Source organism: Rhizobium sp. P1_E1, assembly GCF_056406015.1.
This window is the reverse complement of the sequence record NZ_JBFUAY010000379.1, coordinates 1-2,824: the sequence shown is the minus strand read 5'-3', so window position 1 is coordinate 2,824 and position 2,824 is coordinate 1. Positions and strand designations below refer to the sequence as shown.

Genomic DNA, 2,824 nt, shown 5'->3' with positions numbered 1-2,824 from the left:
CGTTATGGCCGTCCGTCATTTGGCGAAGCGCGACTTCGGGCTCCTGCTGCTCTGCGATTGCAGCCATCTCCCGTTCGGCCGCGGCTGCAAACAACGGCAGTGGTTCGTCGCGCAGCGCCTTGATCGCCCAGAGCGCATCGCGGCGCTCAAGCTTCAGCGACGGAAGAAAAGCATCGGCCTTGGCAAGCTGAACAAGCGCCTCGGACGGCACGCCGGATCGTCGCCACATGTCATCAACCGAGGCAAAGGCCGTGTTCATGCGTGCCGCGACGATGCGCGCGGCGTCGGCGACCGCCAATCCCTTCACCTGCCGGAAACCGAGCCGCACGGCATGCCGGCCGGAACTGCCGATCCGCTCCAGCGTACAGTCCCACCGGGAGCGATTAATGCAGACCGGCCGCACCTCGACGCCGTGGGCTCTCGCATCACCTACGATTTGGGCCGGCGCATAAAAACCCATCGGCTGCGAATTGATGAGCGCGGCGCAGAAGGCGTCAGGGTAATGGCATTTGATGTAGTTCGAGGCATAGGCGATCAGTGCGAACGAAGCCGCATGACTTTCCGGGAAACCATAGGAGCCGAAGCCTTCGAGCTGCGAAAAAGTCTTCTCGGCGAATTCCGGCGTGTACCCATTCTTGACCATGCCCGACACCAGCTTGTCCTTGAAGCGCGAGACGCCACCGGTGAACTTGAAGGTCGCCATCGACTTGCGCAGCTGGTCGGCCTCACCGCCGGTAAAGCCGGCGCAGACCATCGCCACCCGCATGGCGCTTTCCTGGAACAAGGGTACGCCGAGCGTCTTGCCGAGCACGGCCTCGAGTTCCGGCGTCGGGTATTCAACAGCCTCCTTGCCTTCCCGCCGACGGAGATAAGGATGCACCATGTCGCCCTGGATCGGGCCGGGCCGGACAATGGCGACTTGCACCACGAGGTCGTAGAAGGTTCGGGGTTTCAGCCGCGGCAGCATGGCCATCTGGGCGCGGCTCTCGATCTGGAAAGTCCCGAGTGTATCGGCCTTGCGGATCATCGCATAGGTCGCAGGATCCTCCTGCTCGATCTTCGACAGATCGAGATCGCGGTCCTTGTGATCGCGGATCAGATCGAAGGCCTTGGCCATGCAGGTCAGCATGCCAAGCGCCAGGATGTCCACCTTCATGAATTTGAGGGCTTCGACGTCGTCCTTGTCCCATTCGATGATCTGACGGTCCTTCATCGTCGCCGGTTCGATCGGCACGAGATCGTCGAGCCGATCATGGGTGAGGACGAAGCCGCCAGGATGCTGGCCAAGATGGCGCGGCGCGCCCATCAGCTGCTGCGCCAGTTTCAGGGTGAGCACAAGACGCCGGTCGTCGGGATTGAGATTGAGCTCGCGGACATTGTGGTCACAAACCTCCTCCGACCAGGACCACATGCCCGACGACAGCGCCTTGATCATATCCTCCGGCAAACCGAGTGCCTTACCGACATCTCGGATCGCCCCTTTCGCACGATATCGCGTCACGGTCGCGCAGAGCGCTGCCCTTTCTCTGGTATAGGTGCGATAGATCCACTGGATCACCTCCTCGCGCCGCTCGTGCTCGAAGTCGACATCGATATCCGGCGGCTCGTCCCGCTCCTGGCTGACGAAGCGCTCGAAAAGAAGATCGTTGGTCGAGGGATCGATACTGGTGATGCCAAGAATGTAGCAGACGGCGCTATTGGCGGCAGAACCCCTGCCCTGGCAGAGAATGCCTTGGGAGCGTGCATAGCGCACGATCGAGAAGACGGTCAGAAAATATGGCGCGTATTTCATGGTGCGGATCAGATCGAGCTCGTGCCGCACGGTCTTCAGAACGTCAGGGGGCAGACCCTCCGGATAACGGTCGGGAATGCATTGCCAGACATAGTGCTCTAGCGACGCTTGAGCATCCTTGCCCGGCACGATCGCCTCCTCGGGATATTGATAAGTCAGCTCGTCCAACGAAAACTTGGCTCTCGCGACGATCTCCACCGTTCGTGCTAGCGCCTCGCGGTAGCGCGGAAAAAGGCGCTCCATTTCTTCCGGTGGCTTCAGATAGCGATCGGCATGGCGCTCGCGCTCGAAGCCGACCTCGTCGATCGTCGTGCGGGTGCGAATGCAGGTGACGATGTCCTGCAACTGCCGACGGCCTGACTCATGGAAGAGGACATCATTGGTGACGACCGTCTTCACCGTGAACCGCGCCGCAAGGTTGGAAATTTCATGCAGCCGCAGCTGATCGTTTTGGCGACGACGAAGACAAAGCGACACATAGGCGTGATCGCCAAACAGCTCGGCCATCTTGCGCAGCTGGATCCCAAAGGCGTCGTCCGGCAGATCCGGCACCAGAATGCCGATCATGCCTTCGGCATAGGCGATGACGTCGTCCCAGTGCAGGACGCAGTTGTTCTTGCCGCCGCGCGACTTGCCAAGCGTGATAAGGCGGCTCAGCCGGGAATAGGCAGCCCGGTCGGTCGGGTAGACCAGCAACGACATGCCGTCTTGCAGATCGAGCCGGCAACCGACGACGAGCCGCAAACCGGTGGCCCGCGATGCCTCAAGCGCCCGGACAATTCCGGCGAGCGAGTTGCGGTCGACGATGCCGAGGGCTTCGATGCCGAGAGCCTTCGCGGTCTCGAACAGTTCCTGCGCCGAGCTTGCCCCGCGCAGGAAGGAAAAATGGGTGGTGACCTGCAGTTCGGCATAGCTCATGCGAAGATCCCATGGCAGAACCAGCGATGGCTTCCGGTTTCGGGATCGATGCCATCACCGGAGCGAAAGACCCAAAGACGTTCGCCAGCCTCGTCTTCGATGACGAAATAATCC

1 protein-coding gene is annotated in these 2,824 nt (G+C 61.1%); it reads right to left on the bottom strand.

Annotation, left to right across the window (positions count from 1 at the left end; genetic code table 11):
• A partial coding sequence (locus AC1D1Z_RS35940) for an error-prone DNA polymerase (protein ID WP_477853575.1) occupies positions 1-2,710 on the bottom strand: 2,710 nt, incomplete at its 3' end.
• Between the last annotated feature and the right edge of the window lie 114 nt (positions 2,711-2,824).